Below are 3,682 nucleotides of genomic sequence, written 5' to 3' on the forward strand. Positions count from 1 at the left end.
GGGGAATCTTGGACACCAATTGGTAAATATAAGTATAGCAATTATGGTACTGATTACTCATTAGATTTTAAAGGTCACTTCAATGGTCTTGGACATACTATTTCAAATCTTACTATGAGTGGAGATTTTACATATGATGGCGATGGTCAAGCCGCAGGATTATTTGGAAATATTGCAACAACTGCTAATATTAGTAGTGTTAGGCTCTCAAATGCATCAGTAACTAATAATTATACGAATAATGATAGTAATTGGGATAAATATACAGCTCAAACGGCTGCTTTAGTCGGTGCTGCTAGAGACAACTCGGCATTGATTAATAGAGATCCAACTAGACCATATCTCCAACCTGTCATCCATAATAATATTGTATATGCTAGTGATATTAAATCAATAGGAGATGGTAGTAATGTTGGTGCAATCGTCGGTGCGGCACAAGGTGCTATTATCAGTGATAATGCAGTATATTCTTGTGAAATTTTAGCAATGGGTAAGGCAGCTGGGGGTATTGTAGGGCATGCGGGTAATTCTACTATCACAGATAGCCATGTTGATGGTAGCACAATATATTCACGCCTTGGAAATGTTGGAGGTATTGCAGGTGAGATATACCATACTATAATAGATAGAGCATTTGTGACTGGCTCATTGATAAATGCGGGTCCTGATTTAAGACCAACAACTGGTTTCAGGGCAGGAGGTATCGTTGGTGTTGCAGACGGGGGTAGTAAGATAAACAATAGTGCCGTAGAAAGAAGTGATATTACTGCCTTACAAGATGCAGGTGGAATTGTCGGTAAGCTAGCTGATAGTATTGATGATTTAGGAAGTGATGAGCCATCAACTGTTTCAAATAGCTTTTATGAACATAACAGTACCTATATAGGTACAGAGGATGCAAGTGCGACTAATGTTATCACACTTGGTGCACTTGATACGGCTCAGTATACTACTTGGAAAAATGCTGGTAAAGTAGCTCCAACAGCCCAATCATTATTTGGTGTAGCAGATGTTAATGGATATTATACGATTAACAATAATGCTGATTTTAGAAAATTACTTGCTCTTGCATACGACCCTACAGTTAAGGTTAAACTAGCATCGAGTTTTACACTAGATAGCGGTTTTTATCTACCGATGTTTAAAGGTGTTATAGATGGTAACAGTAAAACGATTACAGGACTATCGGTATCTCAAGGATATAATAGTCATATTGGTTTGATTGGAAGACTTCTTGGTGGTACAGTTAAAAATCTAACACTTAGTGGTGTGGCACTTGATGGATACTCATATGTAGGTGGCGTGGCAGGATACACTGGTGGTGGAAGCTATACTATGATTGATGGTGAAGCTCAGTATTCAAACTTCCCAACTATCTCAGATGTGATAGTAAATAACTTTGTATATTCTCACACAAAAGAGTTTAACACTGCTACACAAAATATAAATACATACATTAATAATATTGGTGCGATAGCTGGATATGCTGAAGGCGCTACGCTTTCAAACCTATCAGCCACAGGAAGCATTTCTGCGACTCTTACGGCAAATAATGGTGGATATGATGATGCAGGATTTGAAAACATCGGTGGACTTTTTGGTGGATTGTCAAACTCAACTCTTGATACTGGAAATTCTAGTGTTACTATTTCAGCAAATTTAATTTCACAAACTAACAATGATGGTGTTGGAGCTTATAACATTGGTGGAATATCTGGTTCAGTAAATAGTAGTATATTTAAAAATATCACCTCAAGTGGTAATATTACAATGAATATTACAAAGAATGGTTCTGCTTCTATAGAATCAATAGGTGGTATGTTTGGTTCTATTGATGACTCTTATGTTAAAACTGCAACGGCAAGCAACCTTATTACCTTCAATACGAATGCAGATATTTACTCTGTAGGTGGTATAGCTGGGTATAGTAGCTCTTCTTTGTTTGATACGGTGACAACGAGCGGATTGGTATCAACTGATGGTATCACTATTGGTGATACAAAAATATTCAGTAAAGACCAAGAATATATAGGTGGTTTGATAGGGGACTCTTATGGCATAATTATCAAAAACGCTACTTCAACTAGAAATATCACCCTTCAAAGTGATCCTCTTGATAGTTATGTATCTAGCATCGGTGGACTCGTAGGCAATGCTAGATATTCTAATATCAGCGACTCATCTTATACGGGTACAATAGATGTAAGTACATCTACAAGTGGTGAAAATATCGGTGGTCTTGTGGGATACAATAGAGGTGAAATTGACTATCATGAACAAGTGCGTTTTGGTAAGATAATTTCGGCAACTACCACATCTGAAAATTTAGCGCAAAGAGTAGTGGATGAAGCAGCACTTTTGGCGGCTTATAACGCTAGAGCTGATGTTATCGCATTCAAAGCGCTTGGATATACGGTACAAAATAACTCTAGGGGTAATGAGGGACAACCTTATACTGTAAGTTTTAGGTTGAAATCACCTGACAATACGGAGTGGGGTGTTATCAAAAACTCTACTGCTACAGTAAATATTAAAGCACCAAATATTGAAAATGTTGGTGGACTTGTGGGAAATATGAATACAGGAGATGGTGGACAAATTATCAACTCTAATGTATTAGCACTAAATGGCACAAGTAAAGTTCTAGGTGCTAGTAATGTTGGTGGACTTGTGGGGTATAACTCGTATGGTAATATTACCGACTCTCATACGGCTATTGAAGTGGTAGGAAATACAGATCACGGTAGCAGTGTTGGTGGACTCGTGGGGTACAATGAGGGTGGAAGTAGATCTACTTATACACATCCTCAATCATACAATTATAATGAAGGTGGAAGCTGGACTTATGACACACTACAGGCTGCTAATGATGCTCTTAATGCTAGAAAAGAGGCATTTGTTACGGCTAGACTTGATGAAAATCCAGGATATGTAGTGGATTATGTTAATGCAGGCGTTTATACTTTTAATGACACTCCTAATACTATTATGATTGACTTATCACTTGTAAAATCAACTCCAACTGGCACCATCACCAACAGCTACGCTACAGGAAAAGTTACTGGTGGAAATAATACAGGTGGATTAGTAGGTGAAGCTAATAGCTCTCACATAGAGACAAGTTATGCAAGTGGCAAAGTAACAGGTCATGATAATGTCGGCGGATTAGTAGGCTATATGCTTGACTCCCCAACTACAATTTTAAACAGTTATGCTGTTGGCGATGTTATAGGAAATGACAGTATTGGTGGACTTGTTGGTTTTATAACTAATAGTACAGTTACAAATGCTTATGCAAGTGGAGCTGTAACAGGAACTACAAATGTTGGTGGATTGCTTGGACAAGTTACTGGTACAACGGTAAATGCTAGTTTTTATAATAGTACGAAAAATCCTACTGTAGCCGATAATAGTTTTGGTACGGCTAAAACAACGGCTGAGATGAACTCTTTAGCTACTTATACAACTGACCTTGGTGAAGCTGCATGGGATATTGTGATTGATAGTACTCTTACAAAAATGTTTCCACAATTTGCATCAAGTGAAAGTATCTGGAAAATGAATCCTGTGGCAACAATCGATCCGGGGACAGCGGGCAGTGTAATTCCAACGCCAGAGCCAACTCCGACACCAACGCCAGAGCCAACTCCGACACCAACGCCAGAGCCAACTCCGACACCAA

The 3,682-nt window shown here is 38.4% G+C and carries 1 protein-coding gene; it reads left to right on the forward strand.

The window, feature by feature from the left end; genetic code table 11:
- Window positions 1-3,682 (forward strand): GLUG motif-containing protein (locus PHR02_RS13345; protein ID WP_299992770.1); only part of this gene is annotated, 3,682 nt, incomplete at both ends.

It is taken from the genome of Sulfuricurvum sp., assembly GCF_028688295.1.
Classification (GTDB): domain Bacteria; phylum Campylobacterota; class Campylobacteria; order Campylobacterales; family Sulfurimonadaceae; genus Sulfuricurvum.